Annotated in this window: 1 pseudogene; it reads left to right on the top strand. The window is 79.5% G+C overall.

Annotated features, from left to right (window positions below):
- Positions 1–10: 10 nt before the first annotated feature.
- Positions 11–239, top strand: a pseudogene (locus tag N869_RS18695) (hypothetical protein); the annotation flags it as partial.

The following is a 239-nucleotide window of genomic DNA, read 5'->3' as shown; positions in this document are numbered from 1 at the left end:
GGCCCAGGACGTGACCGCCGGTGGTGAGCCTGGTCCTGCTGCCGCCGATCCCGGGGACCCGGGCGGCGGGGGCGGCACGGAGGCCGAGACACCCACCGACGAGCCCGACCCGACCGATCCCACGTCCGTGCCACCCGCAGACCCCCAGGAGGCCCCGCCCGGTTCGGGTGATCCCGCACCGGGCAGCCCGCCGGACCGCGCGACGGAGCCGACGGCCGACCCCACCCCGCCGACCGGTG

This window comes from Cellulomonas bogoriensis 69B4 = DSM 16987 (assembly GCF_000767165.1).
GTDB classification, from domain to species: domain Bacteria; phylum Actinomycetota; class Actinomycetes; order Actinomycetales; family Cellulomonadaceae; genus Actinotalea; species Actinotalea bogoriensis.
This window is presented reverse-complemented; position numbering and strand designations above follow the sequence as displayed.